This is a genomic window from Vibrio neonatus (genome assembly GCF_024346975.1).
Lineage (GTDB): Bacteria > Pseudomonadota > Gammaproteobacteria > Enterobacterales > Vibrionaceae > Vibrio > Vibrio neonatus.
The window spans coordinates 949,935-972,102 of record NZ_AP024886.1; the positions used below are offsets into that span (position 1 = coordinate 949,935).

At 41.7% G+C, this 22,168-nt stretch carries 16 protein-coding genes; all 16 read right to left on the bottom strand.

Translation table 11 applies throughout. The features are described from left to right. Positions 1-22: 22 nt before the first annotated feature. Positions 23-1,444 (bottom strand): restriction endonuclease subunit S, encoded by a 1,422-nt coding sequence (locus OCU38_RS16440; protein WP_261824546.1) that lies wholly within the window; start codon positions 1,442-1,444, stop codon positions 23-25. Continuing rightward, positions 1,444-3,048 (bottom strand): type I restriction-modification system subunit M, encoded by a 1,605-nt coding sequence (locus OCU38_RS16445; protein ID WP_261824547.1) that lies wholly within the window; start codon positions 3,046-3,048, stop codon positions 1,444-1,446. Before OCU38_RS16445 ends, OCU38_RS16440 begins: the two co-directional genes overlap by 1 nt. Before the next feature lie 84 nt (positions 3,049-3,132). After that, complete coding sequence (hsdR, locus tag OCU38_RS16450; protein ID WP_261824548.1) at positions 3,133-6,669, bottom strand: type I restriction-modification system endonuclease; 3,537 nt, start codon at positions 6,667-6,669, stop codon at positions 3,133-3,135. Between the two features lie 148 nt (positions 6,670-6,817). Continuing rightward, a complete protein-coding gene (locus OCU38_RS16455; protein ID WP_021713450.1) occupies positions 6,818-7,762 on the bottom strand; it encodes a hypothetical protein in 945 nt (314 codons plus the stop codon). Positions 7,763-7,798: 36 nt separating this feature from the next. Then, positions 7,799-8,146 (bottom strand): hypothetical protein, encoded by a 348-nt coding sequence (locus OCU38_RS16460; protein WP_021713449.1) that lies wholly within the window; start codon positions 8,144-8,146, stop codon positions 7,799-7,801. Positions 8,147-8,152: 6 nt separating this feature from the next. Then, positions 8,153-8,512 carry a hypothetical protein gene (locus tag OCU38_RS16465; protein ID WP_261824549.1) on the bottom strand — a complete coding sequence of 120 codons (360 nt, stop codon included), beginning with the start codon at positions 8,510-8,512 and terminating at the stop codon, positions 8,153-8,155. 216 nt (positions 8,513-8,728) lie between these two features. After that, positions 8,729-9,697, bottom strand: a complete 969-nt coding sequence (locus OCU38_RS16470) for an OmpA family protein (RefSeq protein ID WP_021713447.1) — start codon at positions 9,695-9,697, stop codon at positions 8,729-8,731. A gap of 1 nt (position 9,698) precedes the next feature. Beyond that, complete coding sequence (locus tag OCU38_RS16475; RefSeq protein WP_261824550.1) at positions 9,699-10,664, bottom strand: hypothetical protein; 966 nt, start codon at positions 10,662-10,664, stop codon at positions 9,699-9,701. After that, positions 10,664-11,404, bottom strand: coding sequence for an OmpA/MotB family protein (locus tag OCU38_RS16480; protein WP_261824551.1), 741 nt, complete (start codon positions 11,402-11,404; stop codon positions 10,664-10,666). Before OCU38_RS16480 ends, OCU38_RS16475 begins: the two co-directional genes overlap by 1 nt. A gap of 32 nt (positions 11,405-11,436) precedes the next feature. Beyond that, the gene (locus tag OCU38_RS16485) at positions 11,437-13,329 is read right to left on the bottom strand and encodes a hypothetical protein (RefSeq protein WP_261824552.1); all 1,893 of its coding nucleotides are present in this window, start codon (positions 13,327-13,329) and stop codon (positions 11,437-11,439) included. After that, the gene (locus OCU38_RS16490; protein WP_261824553.1) at positions 13,329-14,750 is read right to left on the bottom strand and encodes an EH signature domain-containing protein; all 1,422 of its coding nucleotides are present in this window, start codon (positions 14,748-14,750) and stop codon (positions 13,329-13,331) included. Before OCU38_RS16490 ends, OCU38_RS16485 begins: the two co-directional genes overlap by 1 nt. 1 nt (position 14,751) lies before the next feature. Next, complete coding sequence (locus tag OCU38_RS16495; RefSeq protein ID WP_021713442.1) at positions 14,752-15,393, bottom strand: OmpA family protein; 642 nt, start codon at positions 15,391-15,393, stop codon at positions 14,752-14,754. Beyond that, positions 15,393-17,849 carry a hypothetical protein gene (locus OCU38_RS16500; RefSeq protein ID WP_261824554.1) on the bottom strand — a complete coding sequence of 819 codons (2,457 nt, stop codon included), beginning with the start codon at positions 17,847-17,849 and terminating at the stop codon, positions 15,393-15,395. Before OCU38_RS16500 ends, OCU38_RS16495 begins: the two co-directional genes overlap by 1 nt. Beyond that, positions 17,840-18,199 carry a hypothetical protein gene (locus OCU38_RS16505; RefSeq protein ID WP_261824555.1) on the bottom strand — a complete coding sequence of 120 codons (360 nt, stop codon included), beginning with the start codon at positions 18,197-18,199 and terminating at the stop codon, positions 17,840-17,842. The genes OCU38_RS16500 and OCU38_RS16505 overlap by 10 nt, the downstream gene beginning before the upstream one ends. Positions 18,200-19,101: 902 nt before the next feature. Then, the gene (locus OCU38_RS16510) at positions 19,102-20,145 is read right to left on the bottom strand and encodes a GMP reductase (protein ID WP_021713439.1); all 1,044 of its coding nucleotides are present in this window, start codon (positions 20,143-20,145) and stop codon (positions 19,102-19,104) included. A 416-nt stretch (positions 20,146-20,561) separates the two neighbouring features. Then, positions 20,562-22,073, bottom strand: coding sequence for an NAD(P)H-hydrate dehydratase (locus tag OCU38_RS16515; RefSeq protein ID WP_261824556.1), 1,512 nt, complete (start codon positions 22,071-22,073; stop codon positions 20,562-20,564). Between the last annotated feature and the right edge of the window lie 95 nt (positions 22,074-22,168).

Genomic DNA, 22,168 nt, shown 5'->3' on the forward strand with positions numbered 1-22,168 from the left:
AAGCGTGCTTAGTAATTATCTATTAAAGGTTTTCTGCGGTTTTCTTAGCAGCGCGCTTTTTGGCAGTTTCTACTTTCTTGGCCGCTTTTGCCAATGCTTCGGCTTCCTTGCGAGCCTCAGCAATGCGTTCTAGTAGCTTATCGGCTGGCTCATCGTTTGGATCTTGTGGAACCAACTCACCTCGGAAGGCTTTTGCTAGAATGCTTTGAGTTAGGTTGTCTACTCTAGCTTGCGCTTTTTTAACTTGAGCTTCGATAGTAGCTGCGAATGCGAAGTATTGGTCGACTAGGCGGACAATTTCTTTTTGTTCTTCTATCGGAGCACAAGGAAATGACAAACCCTGTACAGTAGATTTATTCAAAGCCTTTTGATTGTTTCCAGAGCCAACTCTTCGAGTTTCTTCATACTTTTCCCATAAGTAGTAATAGAGATACTCTGAAACACACATTTCCTTAGGTACTCTGAGAGCTGCAGTATTCTGGTTATGAGCAGCGGGAATTTTAAGAATTGCAGGTTGTCCCCTAGTCTTTCCTTGCCCAATCATCGCAAGCATAACTGTTCCATCAGGATGTATTTTAGTGGAAGAATTTGACAACCCACTTTGTGTGATTTTCTCAGTAGTGTTTGAAATTAAGCTGAAAGCGACTTCTCCACTACTAACCCAAGGTATATCCCCTTCCCAATATGTTGGTTCTTTTCTGCTAGGTGTTGCGCCAACATGAACATCAAAAACGACACCTATGTGCGTGTCTAACCATGTATCAGGAAGTGCCGTACTATTTTGATTTTCGAGTTTAATTTTAGGGCCTGTGTATTTTTTTCCTTGATTCGCATATTTATCAAGCCAGTAATCCGAAAAGTCAGTTGTTTCTAATTTTTCTTGAATATTGTTCCCTCGCCACTCTTCCGTCAGCTTCCCTGATACAGCGGAAGCGAGGACGGATTGGCGGAAGCGTTTTAGCAGGCCTGGGATACCATCTAGGCGGGCTTTGATGGTGTCGACCTGTGCCAATACCTCATCGAGTTTTTCAACGATACGTTTTTGTTCAGAGTCAGGGGGTAATTGAACATCTTGAGCATACGCATCATCTCTATTCAAACCAGGTATTGCTGTTGAACGATTTAGTTTTGTAAGAGGAAGATTCTTCAATTGATAGTACCAATATTTCATTGTTCCAGAAGGAAACGAATCAACAAAATAAGTAGTATCAATAGGTGAAAAGTCGTCTTCACAAAGATGAACTTCACCAAAAGATCCTTTTCGTCCAACAATCAAGCCTCCCCCAGAGACTAAAGCTTCAGTGTGTAAACCGACTACTCCATTAGAACCATATACAGGGTAGCCAGTTCCACTACGTTGTTTAGCAGGTAGCGATTTCCCATACTTTAACTCAATAAGATCGCCTAACTTTAAGTTAAGCCACCCTTTTGGTAACCCACTCATTACTTCAACTCCGGTTTATCTTCCAATCCAAAGGCTTGCTCAAGCAATTGCTTCTGAGCTTCAGCTTCATCATTCGCCCCAAGCGCTTGCATCAACTTATAGATCTCTGAAATAGCCTCAGTCAGCTCTACCATTGCCTCACCAGCTAGCACTTCTGGCTCAGGTAGGTTTTCCGCACTAGTCGCCTCTAGGTCTTTAAGCCAAGAGATATCTAGGCTATCGCCTTTTTGATCGCGAATGTACTCACGGCTGAACTTGCGGAAACGAGCGCTATCTACCTTGTGCGCTTTCTCGCTAATGTGCTCAACCTCTGCACCTTTCTCTGCATAAATGGCACCTAGGGTTTCATAAACACCTTCAGTACGCTCAGATTGACCATTTTTATCTGAGCCATAAGCGTCAATAAAGGCATCAAAGTGCTTCTCTGTCAGTGGGCGACGCTTACCAAAGGTGTTCATATTGGTTCGCATATCGAATACCCAAGTTTCCTTGGTGCAGCCTTTATCTTGAGTTGGGTTCTCTGGGGTGCCTTTTTGGAAGAAGAGCACGTTGGTTTTTACGCCTTGTGCGTAAAAGATACCCGTTGGCAGTCGCAGAATAGTATGCAGATTACACTTGTCCATCAGGTCACGACGGATGTCTGTACCTTTGCCTCCCTCAAAAAGCACATTATCTGGGATCACCACTGCTGCGCGGCCACCCGGCTCAAGCGCGTCATAGATATGCTGCATGAAACACAGCTGTTTGTTACCTGTTGGGTGAACAAAGGTACGGGTAATATTACTACTAGAAGCACTGCCAAATGGAGGGTTAGTTAAGATCACATTCGCCTTAGGCAAACTCTCCCCTGCACTACCTAATGTGTTACCTAAATGAATTGCACCTTGGTTCTTATCCCCTTCGATGTCATGCAGTAAGCAATTCATTAAGGCTAAGCGGCGTGTTTCTGGTACTAGCTCCAAACCAACAAAGGCTTTGGTCATTTGAAAATCTTGATCATCATCGTCTAGATCATCTAAATCGTTGGTTTGTGATTTGATGTATCTGTCGGCTTCAATCAAAAAACCTGCGGTGCCGGCGGCTGGGTCTTGAATGACCTCACGAGGTTGAGGTTGCAGCACTTTGATGATGGTGCTGATTAATGAACGTGGCGTAAAGTATTGACCTGCTCCAGACTTGGTTTCGTTAGCATTCTTTTGTAGTAAGCCTTCGTACATGTCGCCAAAGTCATCTCGGCTTTTACCTTGCCCACCATCAAACCACTCTAGTTGATCCATACTGCTCACCAACTCTGTAAGTTGGCGAGGTTCACGAATCGTTGTATTTACATTTTGAAATATTGCCCGAACAATTGCATGATTATCATCGCCCAATTGAACCAGCATACTACGATAAAACTGATGTTGAACTTGACCCAGCTTCCCTTTTAGATCTTTCCATCGAAAGCCTTCAGGTAATAACTCTTCTTCTTGACCTGTCTCTTCACACATTTTCAGAAACAATAACGACGCAAGCTCGTTGACATAGTTTTGGTAAGACACCCCACCATCTTTTAAGTTGTCACACAGTTTCCACAGTTTGGCGACTAGATCATTATTGTTCATGTTTGTTCTCTGATTTGTAAAATGTTTGCTGATCATTGAGGCGATCAACAATCAAACTATTTGCTTTAACTAGATTGTACGGGGTTAAGCTGGCTCGTCCCACATGTATTCTTGGAATTGAGTGAGTATGCTGTCTAAATCGTCATTAAAGACATTCATAAGCTTACGTTTTCCGCCTTTGCGCTTGTAATTGCCAGTTTTGAAGGTGTCATCATCTAGCACTACTTTATCTTTGATACTGGATGCAATGCGATCCAACCAATTGAGCTGCTCTTGGTTCCACTCTTTTTGCGACTTGATTTTATCCAGCGCCATCTCCACTCGCAGCTCAAACGGCATTAACGCATCGCCCATAGCGGCGCGTCTGATATGGCCGATAAGGCGAGCGGCTACGTCTTGGTTTTTGGTTTCTTTCCACGCTTTTTTTAAAGTGGGCTCATTAAAGTGTTGTGCATCAAACCATTCTTGCAGTTCTAGCAGACCCTTACGGGTTAAATCTCTTGGTCGATTGATAATGATATCTAATGCTTCTTGCTGGTTAGAAGATGAATCTACCAGCGCGTCAAAGGCCTCTAGGAAATCTTGCGCTGTACCATGCTCGCCATAAACCGTTTCCACACGCAGCAAAGTATCATCGACATCTGTAAAGATAGGCATGTCACGTAAATCGTTTATCTCTTGCTTTAACTGCTCTAAGCGGCCTACTAGGTTAGGAGCCTTATTGAACACCTCTGCTGACCATCTTGGACCTTTTTGCTTTAGGGTTGAGGCTAGGTTTGCAAAATCACAGCCTGCAGAGTCTTGGCATATTTCATCAAAGCGTTTGATGTGGCTGTCTATCTCTTTAGACTTAGTGCGATTGAAGCTGGCATGGGTCGCGATACGGTGCAGCTTTGCCACCAGCTGTTCATGGCTATGTTCAGCAAAGCTTCTGCCATCCGCCTCAAGGGTTTTATAGGTTTCGGAGTCAGTAATTTCATTGACTAAGGTTTGCAACTCGACTTTAGGGCGCACCACAACTGGACGCATGGTGTCGACGCTTTGCAAGGTGGAGTAAAGATCTACCGCATCAAATATCTTGAATGACGTTTTACCCACATCAGGACACAAGCGTGTTGCTCGTCCTTTCATCTGTTCATACAAAATACGACTGCGTACTTTACGCATGAACACAAGATTACAGATGCTTGGGACATCAATACCCGTAGTGAGCAAGTCAACAGTGACTACAATGTTTGGCAAACGCTCTAATTTGAAGCGCGTGATCATTGACTGAACCTTAGTTGAATCTTTGTCAGAGTCACCGGTTATTTTAATAATGGCGTCGTGCTCAAGCTCTGAGTATTTAGCTTTAAAAGCTGTTCGCAATTCATCAACAACAGTGTCGGCATGAGCGTTATTAACACAAAAAACCAGAGTCTTTTGTGGGCTAGTAGGATCGATATGATTGACTAACTCTTCACACACAACTCTATTAAAGTTTGATGCGATCAGGGCTCGGTTAAAGTCAGCCACCTCAAAACCTTGCTCATCTTCTAAGGTATCGTTAATTAGTTCACCCTGATTGGATAAACGCTGTACTTCGGTACCACCCGATAAATAAACCCCTTGCTCACTAAGCTTGGTGATGATGCGAATGGGTGGTTCTTGGTCTGTTAGATATCCATCAATCACGGCCTTGCGGTAACTGTAACGATAAACGGGTGACTTTTTCTCACCACCAAAGATGTCTATGGTGTGCAATGCAGGCGTGGCCGTCAGTGCAATCTTTACAGCATCAAAGTGATCTATAATGCGACGATAAGAAGAAATGAAGTCTTGCTCATTACGGAACTTTTCCTCTCCTTCCGTCTGCTCTTTATCAAGGATATAACCTCGGTGGGCTTCATCGACTATGATGCAATCGTAACGCCCTACTGGCATCACTTCGTCACTTTGTAATGTGCGTTTAACCAATGACTGCACGGTAGCAACATGAATTTTGGTACTGTCTTCAGGAAAACGGTCTGTCAGCCCTTTAACGTTAAAAATGGCGTTGAAGGTATCGCCTTTTATGCTGGTATCTTCAAACGAATCAAGCGCTTGCTTACCAAGGGAGGTGCGATCCACCAAAAACAGCACTCTCTTGAATCGCTGAGATTGAATCAAACGATACATTAAAGCAATGGCGGTGCGTGTTTTACCCGTACCTGTGGCCATCGCTAATAAGATGTCTTGCTGACCATTGACTATGGCTTGCTCTGTCGCCTGTACCGCCTCTTCTTGGTAGTAACGAAGTCCAAGGTCATTCATATCTTGATTGCGCGCAAACCAGTTATTATTGAGTTGATCATCACTCTCTAATTTGGCGACTAATTCTTCTGGCTTGTGCCACTCTGGTAGCGCCTTCGGCATATTAGTTGGATGGCGAACATCTCGATACCAAATACCGCTTTTGGTCTTTATGGCTGCTTTGTAGCCACGACCATTGGCAGAAAAGCAAAAAGGAATTTTAAACGGTTGCGAACCGCTAGAGTCAGCCCAAGAAGGGAGATAGTTGCCTAACGCCTCTTCAACCTGCTCTTGTTGTTCATTACCACGAGCTGCTTGTCTTAACTCGCCAGTCAAGAAGTCAAAGTCGAAATACTTACTGTAGCGGTATGCTTCATTCAGCTTAGCCGAAACATCTTTATTAGCTTTTTTCGCTTCTACAACCGCTATGGGCTTTAACCCAACGAACAATACATAATCTGCAAAGCCTGTATGGCCTGTCTCATCTTTGCCTGTTGACCATTCGGCAATAGCCATATTTCGACCCACTTGAGGGCGAGTGCCGTTGGCAAAGTTAAGGTTTTTTGTATCCGCATCCCAACCTGCTTTACGAAGCTGATTATCGATGAGGTAACGAGTCTCACTTTCGCTTAGATTAAGAGCACGCGAAGACGCTTCTTTAGTGATCTGCTGTTTGTATGCCTTGCGCTCAGATTCCGTCTTCTTCGACAGCTCTATTTCTTGCTCTTTGAGTTTGGACTCCAGAGCACAGATGCGAGCTTGGGACTGCTCTTGCGTCTCTTCTTGGTTACTTTCCAATACGGAAATATAGCCATTTAACGCCGTTAGCTTGGCTTGTTGAGCTTCTACTTCTGCTTTAGTCTGCGTTTCACTTTGGCGAGCTAATGCTAGTTCTTGCTTGAGGCTAAGAAGCTCTTCTTCAAATTGCGTGCCATTTTCGGAGCTAGGAAGGATAAACTCAGGAGCTGGGAAGTCGAAGTTTTTAGTGACTAATCGGTAGTACCAAACCGCAAGGCGGAATGCGAGGCGCAAACACATCTCAGCATCTTGCAAATCATCGTGATATTCGTGAACAGCTTGGTTGCCAATTTTACGTAGTTTATGGAATACATTTAAGATCCCATCATCAACAAAGGGGATTTTACCCAGTTCACGTAACAAATCATGCTGATTTTCTGGTGTGTCTATATCTAACAACTTAGCGAGGTGCTTTGCTGTTGCTTCTCCAAACTGACGCAACTTTACGAGCGTAGTGTTGGGATCGTCTGGATAATTGTTCTCTGCCGCACGCGCAACGGTAAACAAAAAATCGTTCACACCCCTTAAAAACTCAAAATTGGACTTCGACATCAAGCTCTCCATAAAACCTGTAATTGCTTCCTCATATGTTTGAACACAATAAATCGAAGGAAACGACCTGCCTTTTTGATGCAAGCTCAATTATAACTATCACAAACCTAAATATATTGAATTTTATCAATAAGTTGATAATCCGCACCTAATGTGGGCAACGATAGACGCGATTGTATAGGTTTGGGCCCTTAATTTGAGACTTGAAAGCTAATGATGCGTTTTCATCGCCATAGTATTGCAAGAGGTTTGCATAGCAGGGGGCTAGCCATTCATCTATGATTCTGTGAATAATTCGCTTATATGAATTATCGTCTGATTTCCCTTTATTTTGTTGAGTAACAGACTCATATCGGCTCAAGCGTACGATTTCTGTGAAATCGCTTCCGAGTTGGTCATCTACATCGACACCAAGCTTAAAAGCTTCAATTGCGAATTCCTTAAACTCCCCAATATCTTGGGGTATTTTTTTGTAAACTGCGTAGTGATGCCTAACTAACTCATGAATAATTACTTCCAATTCATAGCGATTCAAGAGGTAACTAGAGCTCTCATCAAAGCCATCTAATTCAGCGTGGCCAAAGGGAAAAGCACATTCCAAACTAGGTGACATTAGTTCATTATGTTCATCTTTATCAATGAAGCGGTACTGGAGCAAATGCATTGCTTCGTGAGAGAGTGTTCTTTCACTAGACTCGCCACTATATCTATCAGCTAATACAACTGCATGTCTTGAAAGCACGCAAGCGCTACCTTTAATCTCACTTCCACTTTTGAAGTTAATATCGTAACTTTTATGAAGATTTAGCTTAACAGCACGATAAAAACCTGAGATCGCGACCAGCGTTCTTTTGGGGTGCCTAATCAAAATGATCGGTAACAGAATAAAAGCAACAGCTATCTTCCTTTCGCTTACTTCATTGCCAAATGCCAGTTTAAGCAGCGTCAGAAAATCTTCGATAACACCAACAGCTTTTTTTAAACCCGTATCTCTTACTGTAAAAGAAAAATCTCTTACACCATCAATAGACAAAGCTGAAACAGGTTCCCCACCAAAGTCTTTAATGAGTTGTTGCTGAATACTTCTCTTCATTCTCTTTTCACTTTTAAGTAGGAAATGAATCCTTAGTTAAATTTTCCCGAAACCCCACCAGGTTTCGCCAGACCAGCCTGCATCATGCTGAAACGCCAAACTTGAATCTACATTTAGCTTGTTGCACAGTTCAGCGGGATCAATATCATCGCTCTCAAAGTCGAAAAGCTCGCGAAGCTTCGGGTGGACGTACGAATACATGCATACATCAGATACATAGCAGAACAGAATTGTAGGATCTTCTTCAATTTCACCGTCACCCGCTTCCGCTTTATCAAACAGATCGATCATGTTTTCTGCATGTTCGCCGTACAAAACAAGGCCCGAATATGGAGAGAACAGTGCTTCTCGGTCGTCTTGAATTTTTATTACTGGGATAGCCATTTTCAATTACTCACTTACTACTGGGCAAAATACAGTCCAACAATCTCCTAGTAGGAAATTTCCACACTGTCGAAACGCGATTAAGTCACTTCTACCAAGAATCCCAAGCAACTGCTTAGCATCGACTTCAACCTCTTCGGGGTCAAAGTCGATACCATCTAGTAGTGTTTTAGACAGATATAGGTATTCCTGATTCTCTGCGTCATAAACAAAAAGAATTGATTGATCTTTTGAAGGGGCGGCCTGAAGCTCCGATAGTTCTTGATAAACTTCATCATCAAGATTCTGGCCGTAAATCATTCGACCAGTGAATGGTGAATGAATATTCTGCATATCATCACAGACTTCGATAATGGGTGTAAGCATTCGAGCTCCTCAATTCCTAAGATGGCGACATTCTATATGTGATTGTTCACATGCACGCTTTATAAGCTTATGAACTTACCCATATTTCTTGAACATATTATCTAAGACTGTGGAAGTACGCTGATCACTTTGCGCCAAGTCATTTAAGAAAAAACCATGTTCGAAATGAAGTGACCCCATAAAATTAGGCATGGCTTTTAATAAACTATCAAATAACTATCCTAGATTTCCATCGAGAGCTTTCTGAACATCTGTGGTAGAAGGCGGCGACATAATGAACCTAAAATCTATACGTCTATTCTTAGGGTCACTAGTTGGCTCAAGATGAGCATGACCTGTCACAGGCCTATCATCACCGTAACCGCTGACACTAAATATTGGCTGGTGTTGCTTGTTCTGCATCAGCTTTAAAAGTTCAGTATCGTTCACCAACTTATTGAATGTATAGTTGGCCCGTGCAGTAGATAGATCTCGGTTGTCTGCGAACTGGTTTAGCAATGCTCCCCTGATCGGTACATTATCCGTATGTCCTTCAATGAAGACTGAGTTCAGTTTGCCTTTTGTCTCTGGAAGACAGTGCAAGTTGCTCGGCTGTTCGTCGGCGTAACAAGGGAGGATTTGAGCTAGAACGTTGGAGACAGTCTGTAAGCGCTCAAGATAAGTGTTATTTAGCGTAGCCTTACCCGTTGGAAAGAGAATCGCGTCTTCACCAAGGCGCATCACGCCATGCTCCATATCCATGTCTACCACCAACCCATGCTTCTGAAGAGTACTTTCGATGGTATTGAGTAAAGCAACACGTGTTTGCGAGTTTTCTACTATCCCAGAAAGATAGCCCCTAGCAGCGTTTCTTTCGGAAATGAGCTTATCGTTCTGCTCTTCTAACTGTGCTTGAAGTACCTGAGACGCAGCTTCTTTCTTTAGTAACTCTGCGTTCTTTTGTTCTAGACTGACTCGCATCTTGTTAGCTTGTTGTTCTTTTTCAACGAGCTTTGCTTCTCTACTTTTGAGTTTTGCAATGTTGGCTTGATATTCATTCTCTTTACGCAAACTGTCTTCGTTTGCTGACATCAAAGAAATCATAAAAACAGCGAGCAATATAATGAATACAAAAATCAAACCTGACATGATGTCTGAGACAGAAAGAATATAGCTTCCATCGTCTGAGTACTTTTTACTTGCCACGTTACTTCACCATGTAGTCAGCACGTTTAGGTGCAAACTTTGTCGCATTCTTTAGCATGTATGAAGCTCGATACTGCCACAGACCGGTTTTACTCAAATGAATACCTAGGTTGAACTTGAGTTCTGGCAACAAGGAAACAACCTCATTAAAGCTGGTTACTTTAGTACCTAACTCAGCGATAAAACATGCTTCAGCTTGAGTTGAATAAGCAACAACAGCATTCCCAACTTGCATTATCAAATAGATATCATTATTACTGATCTCGCTTAATACTATACTTTGAGGGATGTAACGACCAAGCTCTGACCATGTCTCTGATGAGCAATAAATATCAATGTTTGAAACAAGCCCTTGTTTAACGTAGACGCGGAAGAAATGGTTCACCCAATGGAAATTAGGTGAATCAACAAACTCACCTGTTAAGTTACTGAAGAGTTCAAATTTTTCATCTATCCACGCTAGGTGCTGAGCTTCTAGAGCTCCAACAAAGCTACTAATATCTTTATCTAAGATTCCTTGATGATTGGATGCAAAACGCCTAGCTCTACTAGAACCAAGTTTGACATCTAATGAGAGATTGAAGATGTCAGAGGCTAGTTCTGGTAGTTTCGTCGATAACCTAGACTGGGTAAGATTGTTAATATTAGTTAAAAGCACATCACAACTAATGACATCATTGCGCGACTTAAAAACCGTATAAGCTTGTGGCCAGAAATTTTCAACTTCCAGTACATTACCCATAGCAGCTCGCTTCGAGGGTTCTAAAACACATAAATGCGCCATAACCCTTTGACCGTAAAGAGAAACATTCTTGGTATTTAATTTATTTTGCTGAGTTAAGTGCTCTGTGTGCTTAAAACCTATGCGCAACTCGTCATCCGTTGGTGCCCAAGATTGATTAATTAATTGTGTATGTATATGCCTCGAAGCATTTGCTAATGACGATGCTACACTGAACTTATTCATTAGAGGTTTCCCTCAATTGCATTCTGAGCTTCAGTTACAGTTGGTGGAGTCATAATAAACCTGAAGTCAATGCGTCGGTTTATAGGATCATTTTTAGGGTACGGATGTGCATGTCCTGGAACAGGCCTGCCTTCACCATAGCCACTCACACTAATTACAGGTTGAGCATTGGTGTTTAACATTGAAGCTAGCAGTGGTTGACTGTTAGTGACTTCACGATAAGTAAACATGGCTCTATCCGCGGATAGCTCCCAGTTATCCTTATACTTTTTAGCAAGTCGCCCTCCAATTGGGACATTATCCGTGTGCCCTTCAATAAAAACTGAGTCGATCTTTCCTTGGGTATCAGCTAGGCACTTTCCATTATCAGGTTGATTGCTACCATAACAAGGTAGAATCTCTGCTAGTACTTGCGCCACAACCTCCAAGCGCTCTAACTGCTCCCCACGTAAATCAGCCGACCCCGTTGTAAATCGTACAGCATTCTCATTTAAACGAAGTACACCATGCTCCGCATCGATATCTACCTCGATGCTGCGTTTAGCTAGAGCATCTTGAATATCAGTCAGCATAGCACCACGCATACGATTGTTTTCTTCAAATCTACTCAAAATCTGAGTTAACTCTTGCATTTTCTCTTCGTGTTCTCTCGATGCAATCAAGAAGTCGATAACGAAAATTGCAAGGGTAATAATGAAGATAAACATTAAACCGGACATGATGTCTGAAACAGACATCATGTAACTTGAGTCCTCACTTTGCCTTTTCAGTCTCACGCTTGAGCTACCTTCTTATACTCGGTACTCGAAAGGTCGTTTACTAATGCACCAATCTCATTCGCGGCTTCCATTAGGTTATTTGCAACATCTGCAGACTTACTATCCATGTTCAGTAGCTGCTTGTTCGCGTGAGTAGCATATTGCTCTAAGCCTTGGTTGAGTTGTTCAAAAGACTGGTTCAGAGAAGCTTCAAACTGAGTGGCAAAGCCAGCTTGCGAAGCAACAAGTGAATTCAATTGCTCGGCAGCCTTAGAGATAGCTTGGTTTGATTGAGCTGTAGTCATTACACTCACTTGAGCGTGCTCTACCAAGCCTTGGAACTGCTTAAGGGTGTTACTTGTTTGTTGATTAGCCTCAACGAACTGATGTGATGCAGAATCTAGATTAGTCATCACTTGGTTGAATCCTTCCAAGCAGTTCATCGAGCTTGAATTCAGCTGGTTGACCACTTGAACATTGCCAACAAGTTCAGCATTCATCTTCTTGAAGCTATCGACTACATACGGAAGTTGAGCTATCGAATCTGCTACAGCAGATTCTGCAGTGCGCATCTGCTGAGCTAAATTAGAAACTTGCTCACTCAGGCTTTCGGCTACCTGCTGTAACATCAGTGGCAACATTTCACTGGTCAATGTCTGATATTGCTGCAATGAACTATTCATGTGTTCAGACGTTAGCTGAGCCAACTGGTGCGGGATATTCGCAAACTCAACTGACGTTTGGCGCATCGTGGTTGTGTAGTTTTCAGAAACCTCAATAACTTTAGCTTGAACAGTGTCTGTCATCGCTGAAACTACGTTTTCTACGTGAGTAATCACTTCTTGTTCACGAGACGACATCTCTTCAACTGAAGTCGATAGCTGTTGAGTTAAGCTTTGAACTGAGGCCTCTAGATTCGAGGTCAATTTTGAAGTGGTTTCCCAAGTCTTGTCTTGCGCTTCCGAGAAACGCTCTATATTAGACAGTAGCCCAGTATTCATCTCCTGTAGGACAATACCCATCTGCTTGATCTCTGTGCCAGCAGTCTTCAGTAAGGATTCTCGGAATTCACGAGATACACGGCTAATGGTTTCGTCGGTGATTCGTTGTTGGTCTACTTGGAAATCAGTCAGTGCTTTTGTCTGAGCTTCAGTCGCTTCAAGTTGCATTGCAGCCAACTTATCAGAATCAATCACTTCAACATGTGAAGCTAGGTAGTCACTAAAGTCTTTAACTGTGACTTCTAATTTATGGAAACGCGATTTCTCATACCAAGAGAAAATCATAGAGCAGATAATACCCACTACAGAGGTGGTAAATGCAATACTAGCACCAGATAGAAGTGGATTTAACGAAGCTTTAGCCGATTCAATATCTGATGAACTTAAGCCTACAGAAGCCTCACTAATACCTATCATCAAACCAACGAAGGTAAACAATAAACCTGCGCCCGTCAGCATGTTTGGGATCGCGGTGTATTGTCGAACATTCACATGAGGCTCAACAACCGTTTCCATATTGAACACTGAGTTTACCTGTACTGTATTTCTCAGCACTGGCGCTTGACCCGGCTTACGAGTGTAGTGAGTATCCGGAAGCTGCATACTTCTGCAATAAGATCTCCACGATGGTGCTAAATACTTTACTTTTTGAATCAGCGAATGAATCTTGTCGTAATTTTGATATGCAATAGATGCTGAATTAGGTATCCAATCCTGTTCCACTTCATTACCTTCGTCATCGTCATCAACCTGATGCTTTAGCTTACCAAGTTCGCTAATTGCCTGATTAAGTTGTTTAATCAGTTTTCCAGTCGCACCATGCAACGTAAATGCAGCCACTAGCGCACCAATGATGATCAATGCACTAAAGATAACCGTTAAAGGATCTTGAAGAATTGTGGTCATTAAAATCTTTTTCCTGTTTTGAAGTAGGTCGCTTTGTCATAAACGTTGTGATAACGCCTATCTAAATCATTATTTACTTTTAATTGCTGGTCAGCCTTCAATGGTTGTAACCAATATGAAGGGGCTTTTTTACCTAGTTTCACACCCTTACCATCTAGGAATCGAGCAATACGATGTTGGTAATAGCTAAGGTGGTCTAAAACCCAATCAGGTTCTAAGGTGCTAATATTTTCTGCATCTATATATTCACTTTCGAATAAGACTCTTTCTATTTCGTCACTTCGCAGGAATATGCCTAGATCAAAATGGGAGCCTATAAAACGTTCGACGATAAAATAATTTCCTACATCAAAGATGCAAATCTCACTCTGATCATTCAATGGGGAGCTTGTCATTGTTTGGACTCTTAGTTCATCTAAATCTACTTTGTCCTTAAGTAGTGACCATGAACGATTAGTCAAAAAGAAGCGAACCCTTTTGAATTCATCGGTATAGTTTGACCAAAACATTATCCTACTTTGTAAGTTCCGAACTTGTCGCTCATTCAACGAATCATCGTTACTTGTTTCTATCAATAATTTAAAGAGATTTGAAACAGACTTATACTCAGTAACATTGAATAAACTCTTAAGCTTTAACTGAGACTCTTTAGAAAGCCGATACCAAAGCGTATTTTTTGAATCCGGCAAGCAATGGCTTTTTATCCATTTTTCAAATGGTGACTCTGCTGTTATCAGAGAAACCTTAGTCAACAGCCTCTCTAACTGTTCAATAGTTTGATCTTGTTCTACTAAGTCTTGACAGCTTCGCCACCAAGTCAGTTGAGCTGTACTAGGATTTTGTGGCAATGCACACTCAGCTGCATCAGCAATATGGGTTACGTGCGATCCTTTTGATTCCATTTTTAATGATTTAAAGAAGGTAACAATACTCTTGCCATTGGCAAGTATGGCTTTAGCACCTAATTCAAACTGGCGATTAATCAAGTAGCGTGTAATTTCTACCTGCTGTTTCGTCGTTCTAGAAAAATGTCTTGGTAGTACTCTAGGGAAATCACACAACAAGACTTTAGCCATTGAGACATAGTCACGTGCGATGCCGGAGATTAGATTAAGGCTAAGTTTAGAAAATCGAGATTCATCTTGTTGAATTGCCTCCCAAACTATCGCAACAACACCTTGCCTAACCCTTTCATCTAAAGACTCATACTGCGATTCAGATCGCAGTAAAATAAGCCACTCTAGTTCTGAGAGCTTTCCTGACTCCTTCAGCTTCGTTGCTAACGTCGTGATTTTCTTATCGGCTAAAAATAAGGTATCTGTATCTCGCTTCGCCATTGAGTTCGTGGTGTCATCTATTAACTCAGCCAGTTTGGTAAACTTTGGTAGCACAGGCTCAATAAACCATGATGTTGACTTCATATTACTTGCCCATCAACTCCGTAAGATCACGACTCTTAAACTCGAACCTGAACACTACTTCCCTATTTTTGTATGCAGGTCGTTTTGGTTCAGCATCTAGGTTTCCTCGAGCAGCAGGAAGAATCTTGTCCATAAACTGTCCTTTATAAGGAAAGATCATCTGTTCAATATAACTCGTTACTGCCTCAGCTCGATTAAGACTGAGAGACAATGCTCTTCCCTCTCCTTCACCTATATCCGCATTTCCTTCGATAACAAGGTGTAATACTTCTTTAGATGTGCTCTCATTGAGAAATATAGCTTGGCTATAAATTGGTATTAACTTCTTAAGAAATAACTTCGATGGCGCATTTATCGATGAACTATTGTCCCCGAAATTCAAGCCCTCAGTTAACGATAGTGAGCCTGTTTGCAAATCAACTTTTGACTGTATTCCAGCCTTATCTAGTCCTTTTTGAATCTCTTCAATAATGACAATACGATTACTTTTAGATTGCTCTTGATACTTATAAAGTTGTGCCAAGGTGACAATCAAGAACAAAGCAAATACCATCAACAAGCCTGCCATTAGATCACCTATGGATAACCAAGTACCTGTTTCGTCTATTTGTTCTTCTTCATGTTGTTCTATAAATGTATTCATTAGACAACCAACGCTTTTTCTTCTCTAAGCGATGCTTTTTCTTGCTGCGCTTCTACTATAACAGTACTCATAAGTTCAGCCACATAACCCAATTTGTTGTAGATACTCGTAGATGCAGCATCAAATGACGCAAAGTACTCTTCAGTTGACTTGTTAGCACGCATAAAGTAATCATCCATTTCTGGGCGCATTTGGGATGCGACCAATGAAAACTGTTTCGATGCTTCACTAAATGACTTACCTAAATCTGCAACTTGACGACCAATTGACTGCTGAACCAATTGAATCTCACTTGTCCAACTGGCCTTTTCTAGCCCTATAGCTTTTGCCATTGATTGAACTCGCTCTGCCGCATCAGCCAATTGTTCATGCTGCTTATCAAGCTCTAAGAACAACGCCTTACGTTTCTGGTACTCATCTTCAAATGCATCTTTGAAGTTTTCTACAACCTCATTTAGGCCACTCTTCTGCTCATTCAGAGACTCGTCTAACAATCTATTTTGTTCGGTAAAATAATGAGTAAGATTTTTTTGATAATCTTCTCTAAAGCGCTCTAGTTCACCCTGAATAGTTGAAGACATATTTAGAACTTTAGTATCAATATCACCTAAACCCGTCTCCAACTCTTGCCTTGCATTCATCATAAGTGACGCAGATTCCACACCTACACTTTTCAGCGTATTTGCTTGCTCATCAAACATAGACTTTGAATCAGCGATAATCGTTGAGAATGATTCCGTTTGTTGCTTAATCGACTTATTGCCAAGCTCGACAATTCCCTTAACTTCTTCAGAAATATCTGAAAGGGCCTTTGTACTATTGTCGGCAAACTCATTTAATGAGCGATCCATTGAGCTTGCAAATGCACCTAGCTTAATAAGAGTTTGTTTTTCAAAGTTAACAACTGTCTCTGTTGCCTTTGACATTTCTTGGACTGAATTGACCACATTTTGATTTAGCTCATCGGTTACATCAGCAAAGCGTGAAACCACTTTGTTAGTATCGCTCAGCTCATCAGTAACCGGTTTAACTACCTCTTCACCCATTTTCTCTACAAGATGCTCGAATTCATTCATTCTTGATTTAGAAAGATCTTCTATGCCAGCGACAGTAGATGCCGAGTGCATATTGATCTCTTCTAGCTTGGCAAAAATTGGCGTTGAAATGACTTCTGCGAGAGCTTGGCGTAACTGAGTATCAGACGATTGAGCTATCAGCAATTCATTAGTATTTGCGACACTCTGAGCAATATTGGTCGAAGAAGAATTAAGAGCTGATAGGTTCTGAAGAATAGGTTTTTGCAATTCTTGCTGTAATGCATCGATTAGCTGAGCTTGAGTCAGCGGCTCATTATTCTGTTGAGTTAGTGATCCTAGCACTTCCGAGATGGCAAACATTGCTGTGTTTATCTGCGAAGACTCTTGAGCCACTTGACCTATAGCTGAAACTGTTGGATTTGTTACTTTCGTTTCCAAGTTGTTTTCTAGAATATCTGGAGTAACTTGGTTCTCGACTAATGTGTCAAGTCCCGACAGTCTATTAGTAATATTGGATAAGTCTTCACGCAATGGTTGGGTAACACTTGTTTCGATTGCTGTGCCAATATGCTGAGCAAGTGATTGTCCTAATAAGTCTTCATTATGCTTTAGAGATGAAACTATAGAAATGAGGTCTTTATGCAGTATTGAGATACTCTGTTCTAATGCTTTAGCATTTTGACCGGAGAATTGTTCATATTCCTCACTAGTAAGCGCTGAAGGTTTCGCAACGAGCGATTGTAGTGAGTCAACCAGACTTGAAAAGTCTGCTAATTCATTTTTGCTTTCTTTCTGATGTTCAACTAGTTGGTTCAACAAGTCACTTCCAGAAAGCAGCTTAGAGCTATTTTGAATTTGACGAAGCACCTTCTCACGCTTCTTAGCTTGAGACGCAATCAATATGGACAATATTGCCATAAATATAAAGCTCGCTCCCATACCTGCTATCGAGGTTTGAAAAGCTGTACCTAAGCCCTCAATTAATCCCATAGCCTTTGATACTAACTGTTCAGAATTAGCGCCAATGCCATCTAAAGAGCCTAAGCCAATGGTGATACCAAAAAAGGTACCTAAAATACCTATGGTAGTTAGAATTGCGGGTACTGATTTGAATGCTGCGCTACTAAAAGACGGTACCATTACATCTGCTGGACGTAATAATAATACCGTAGAGCCCTCAAACGACACTTTCTTCGTATTTTTACTGGTATGTGTCGCACATGATTGACTTGCCAACGCTTGAGCTTCTTCGCTTAGCCTGTCGATTGGAGAGTCTTTACTGGAGCTTATTTCTTCAAACGCAGCTAAAGTTTGACCGATAGTATACGCGTATTTTGCTCTAGCACTTCCGAGCCTAAATAGGCACCAAACCAATACTAAAGCGGTAAATGTGATAAAAGCAATATTAATTAGAGGCATAGTTCATTCTTTGGTTGTGTTGCACTTCGAAATTCAGATTCCGTCAAAAGCTTTTGCAATAAATATTTAGGTATATGTTCGGCATTCCATTTAACGTCACCGTCAGAGGAAAGGACTGTGCGATCCCCAAACCTGACACTATAAGTATTGCCATCTGGATGGTTTTCTAAATCAGCTTTAAACCAAACCACTTTTGGGTAGGTTCTATAAAATTCTACTTGCCAAGCTGATTTTTGTTCTTGTAACTGTTTTGCAATATGCTGATTAATATACGGTTCACTATCGTTTCCTGCAGTTTTCCAAGCCCGATTTATCACTGTTATTCGTTGTACAAAATCGTTTAATGTCATCTACATCTCGTTAAAGTTAGAGGAAAGCTGTCGAATACAACCAGCAATATTAACTTACCATGCGACCAAATTAATTGTGCCACTACAGATCAATTAATTGCAATCTGCCATATTCAAAATAAATGTATCTTACTAATTCAATTACTTACATCCATTTCATTGTTATAAATGAAATAAAGACTCAACTATCATTTTGATAGAGTGATGATTTAATAAAGAAACGTATAGATAAACCATTGTACAACCTCTTTATTAAATTCAGAAGATACTAATATTAAAACTTCCGTATTTTATTTTATGTAAATAAAACAAGATACTCTTGGTACTACAACACATCACCCCAAAATAAAATTAACTTAATTTAAACACATTTAACCCAATAAAACACAAACACCTATCTCTAGTCATGATTTAACCATCAAATAACAATACCTGTTATCTAATTTTGCAGGAACTTAAATTTTTTGATAGTTACTTTCCTCACACTACACGGTTCACTATACGACGAAGTATTTGCTATTCAATATCGTAAATTATAACCATTTTTAGCCAACAAATGGAATATAAGGTATTCCAAAATTAATCTAACTACACGAGTAACTATAAAAATAAAATATCATATAAGCTGACAGATTATTCATTTATGCGCATATAATTACAGAAATGATTACCTCATCGTATCGCTAATATTGGTAGCCAAGCAGTAATCTAATTTTAATATTATAAATTACGCACGTTTTAATCCTAACCATCTAGCAAATGGTCATAATTCAACATCCACATTCAAACATTTCGTTGTTGACATTTTCGTCCCCACAGGAAACTGTCAGCTCTCGAATACAAAAAAAAGAGCCGCTTACGCGACTCTTCCCAATTCAAAATTTCCCCGAATTATCTAAGACTCACTCTTTCCCAAACACATTATTCTCTTGCTCTTGCACGCGAATAAACGTAGTACGCTTAGTCAATTCCTTCAGCTTCGCTGCACCCACATAAGTACATGTAGAGCGCACACCGCCTAGGATGTCTGAGATAGTGTGGTGAACACTGCCACGGAATGGTAATAGTACGGTTTTACCTTCTGCTGCGCGGTATTTTGCGACGCCGCCAGAGTGTTTCGCCATGGCTGATTCTGATGACATGCCGTAGAACTTCATGTATTGCTTGCCGTCTTTTTCTATGGCTTCGCCGCCTGATTCTTCGTGGCCGGCTAGCATGCCACCTAGCATGACGAAGTCTGCGCCGCCGCCGAAGGCTTTTGATACGTCTCCGGCGCAGGCACAGCCGCCATCGCCGATGATCATGCCGCCAAGGCCATGGGCTGAGTCGCCACATTCGATGATGGCTGAAAGTTGTGGGTAGCCTACGCCAGTTTTAACGCGAGTGGTACATACGCTGCCTGGGCCGATGCCGACTTTTACGATGTCTGCGCCAGCAAGGATTAGCTCTTCACACATGTCGCCGGTGACAACGTTGCCTGCTGAAATGACTTTGGTTGGGAATTCGGCGCGCACTTTTTCTACGTATTCGACAAGGTGTTCTGAGTAGCCGTTGGCGATATCAACACAGATGAAAATCAGCTCTTCTGACAGTGCCATGATTTGTTTGGTTTTCTCAAACTCTGCTTCTGAAGTGCCAGTTGATACAAACACATTTTTTAGTGTTTTGCTGTCTGCATTTTTAACGAAGTCTGCCCACTGCTCTACTGTGTAGTGTTTGTGTACGGCGGTCATTACGTCGTGTTCGGCTAATGCGGCGGCCATTTCGAACGTTGCAACAGAATCCATGTTGGCGGCGATAACAGGTACACCAGACCATTGACGACCACTATGCTTGAATGTAAAATCGCGGGTTAAATTTACTTGGGAACGACTTTTTAGTGTTGAGCGCTTAGGGCGAAACAGTACATCTTTAAAGCCTAACTTAAGTTCTTGTTCGATACGCATTGTGCATTTCCTTGATTCTTATAAATGACGTGCCAATTACAATGCAGGTCGTGCTTTGGCAGAAGCGTTGACCATTCTTCGGACACAAAAAAACCGGAGCGTTGGCAGACGCTCCGGTTTTCAGCATTATAGGTTCAGATTAAATTGTCGCAAGACTGATTTTTTGTTTTTATTTGTGCTACTATTTTGAAACTTGCAAATCTGCGCCCTTCCTAATTTCGTTTATTCTTTTAAATCAATAACCTATATTCCTAAACTTATTTCCAGATACTTTTAGTTACATTATGCGCTCTGTTATAGCGTGATCCGAATCACTAAAGTGAAGTAAAAGCCGCATTTTCCTTATTAAAATTGCACGTTTTATGGCTGATTTTTCTACTTATTTTGCTACTTTTCTTAAATTTCTGATGTTAATTCTAATTTTGGTTTATTAACGTACGAATTTCAGGCAATAAATCTGACGCAAGCATCCCTATGGTCCCCTCTTTTTTAGCCTTATTATCCGCCGCTGTAGAATGTAGCCATGCACCTAAACACGCTGCTTGCATCGGCTTTAGCCCTTGGCACACTAACCCAGCAATAACGCCCGTTAATACATCTCCCATGCCGCCAGTCGCCATGCCTGAGTTACCCGCAGTAATCACCTGCGTACTTTGTCCATCACATATTAATGTGCCCGCGCCTTTAAGAAGAACCACGCATTGATATTTTGCCTGTAGCTGATTAACCGCCGCGTATCGATCTTTTTCTATGTCAGTAACGGTAACGCCCAATAAACGCGCCGCTTCACCAGGGTGTGGCGTTAAAACACAATCATGTAAGTCAAATTGTTCGGTGCTACTGGCTAGCAAGTTAAGTCCATCAGCATCAATGATTTTAGGTTTGTTTTGTGCCATCGCCCAATTAAATAAGGTCTTTGCCCAAAGGTCTGTCCCTAATCCTGGGCCAATGGCTATCACGCTGCTACTCGCAAGTGCGCTATGGCTAACCAGTTCGTCTATTTCATGCTGGTTTTGATTTGTAATGGCCATCGCCATGATCTCGGGCTGACGTACCAATAAAGGCATAATGGAATCGGCATGGGTCATCACGTTAATTAAGCCTGCTCCAGTTCGAGCGCAGGCTTGCGCGGCCATAATAATAGCGCCGCTCATTCCTTGATTGCCTCCGACTAACAAAGCGCGACCGCAGTTACCTTTGTGAGCAGATGCTTCCCTTTGTGGAATAAGTGTCAGTGCTTGAGGCTTTGCAAAAATGTTCGTGTGGCTTGACTCTAAATGGGAAAATTGAGGCGAAATACCTAGGTCAGCTACGTATAAATTGCCGACTACATTGCGCGCCTTGCCGGTTACTAATCCAAGTTTATTGCCGACAAAGGTAATGGTTTCAGTCGCTTTTATTGCACTACCTAAGATCTCACCGGTATTGGCCTGTAGCCCTGAAGGAATATCTAAACTCAATATAGGGACGTTAAGCGCGTTGATGCGGGTGATATCGAAGGCGAGGTTATCCCTGACCTTATTGACAAGACCAGTACCGAGCAAACCATCCACAATAAGATCGTATTTGTCATTACTTTCGATGGTGTTAAGAATACTTTGGTTGTGCAAAGACCACTTCTGTTTTGCTTGATAAGCGTCAGATTGAGTGTCGGGGTTTTTGCAAGTGCAATAAGTTGGCTGAAAAACATCAACCTCATAGCCCGACTCTAACGCTAAGCGCGCCACAACAAAGCCGTCTCCGCCGTTATTGCCAGAGCCGCAACACACCAATATTTTACCTAAATCGGGAAGCATCACCTGCACACGTTCAAACGCGGCTTGCCCTGCACGTTCCATCAATTCGTACAGCGTTATTCCAGCAAGCTCTGCCGCGCTAGCTTCGCTTCGTTTGATTTGCTCGGCAGAATATAAAGTATTGATGCTCATTAGTTGCCTCGTTTTACAATGGCGATAACTAATAATACCAATCTCTGCAATTAAGTGATCAAAAAACCGCTATAGCCTATTAAGCGATAGCGGTT

Excerpts from the sequence above, each read along its gene's own strand:
- OCU38_RS16440 (WP_261824546.1), bottom strand. The coding sequence starts at position 1,444 with ATGAGTGGGTTACCAAAAGGGTGGCTTAACTTAAAGTTAGGCGATCTT.
- OCU38_RS16445 (WP_261824547.1), bottom strand. The coding sequence starts at position 3,048 with ATGAACAATAATGATCTAGTCGCCAAACTGTGGAAACTGTGTGACAAC.
- hsdR (WP_261824548.1), bottom strand. The coding sequence starts at position 6,669 with ATGTCGAAGTCCAATTTTGAGTTTTTAAGGGGTGTGAACGATTTTTTG.
- OCU38_RS16455 (WP_021713450.1), bottom strand. The coding sequence starts at position 7,762 with ATGAAGAGAAGTATTCAGCAACAACTCATTAAAGACTTTGGTGGGGAA.
- OCU38_RS16460 (WP_021713449.1), bottom strand. The coding sequence starts at position 8,146 with ATGGCTATCCCAGTAATAAAAATTCAAGACGACCGAGAAGCACTGTTC.
- OCU38_RS16465 (WP_261824549.1), bottom strand. The coding sequence starts at position 8,512 with ATGCTTACACCCATTATCGAAGTCTGTGATGATATGCAGAATATTCAT.
- OCU38_RS16475 (WP_261824550.1), bottom strand. The coding sequence starts at position 10,664 with ATGAATAAGTTCAGTGTAGCATCGTCATTAGCAAATGCTTCGAGGCAT.
- OCU38_RS16480 (WP_261824551.1), bottom strand. The coding sequence starts at position 11,404 with ATGATGTCTGTTTCAGACATCATGTCCGGTTTAATGTTTATCTTCATT.
- OCU38_RS16485 (WP_261824552.1), bottom strand. The coding sequence starts at position 13,329 with ATGACCACAATTCTTCAAGATCCTTTAACGGTTATCTTTAGTGCATTG.
- OCU38_RS16490 (WP_261824553.1), bottom strand. The coding sequence starts at position 14,750 with ATGAAGTCAACATCATGGTTTATTGAGCCTGTGCTACCAAAGTTTACC.
- OCU38_RS16495 (WP_021713442.1), bottom strand. The coding sequence starts at position 15,393 with ATGAATACATTTATAGAACAACATGAAGAAGAACAAATAGACGAAACA.
- OCU38_RS16500 (WP_261824554.1), bottom strand. The coding sequence starts at position 17,849 with ATGCCTCTAATTAATATTGCTTTTATCACATTTACCGCTTTAGTATTG.
- OCU38_RS16505 (WP_261824555.1), bottom strand. The coding sequence starts at position 18,199 with ATGACATTAAACGATTTTGTACAACGAATAACAGTGATAAATCGGGCT.
- OCU38_RS16510 (WP_021713439.1), bottom strand. The coding sequence starts at position 20,145 with ATGCGTATCGAACAAGAACTTAAGTTAGGCTTTAAAGATGTACTGTTT.
- OCU38_RS16515 (WP_261824556.1), bottom strand. The coding sequence starts at position 22,073 with ATGAGCATCAATACTTTATATTCTGCCGAGCAAATCAAACGAAGCGAA.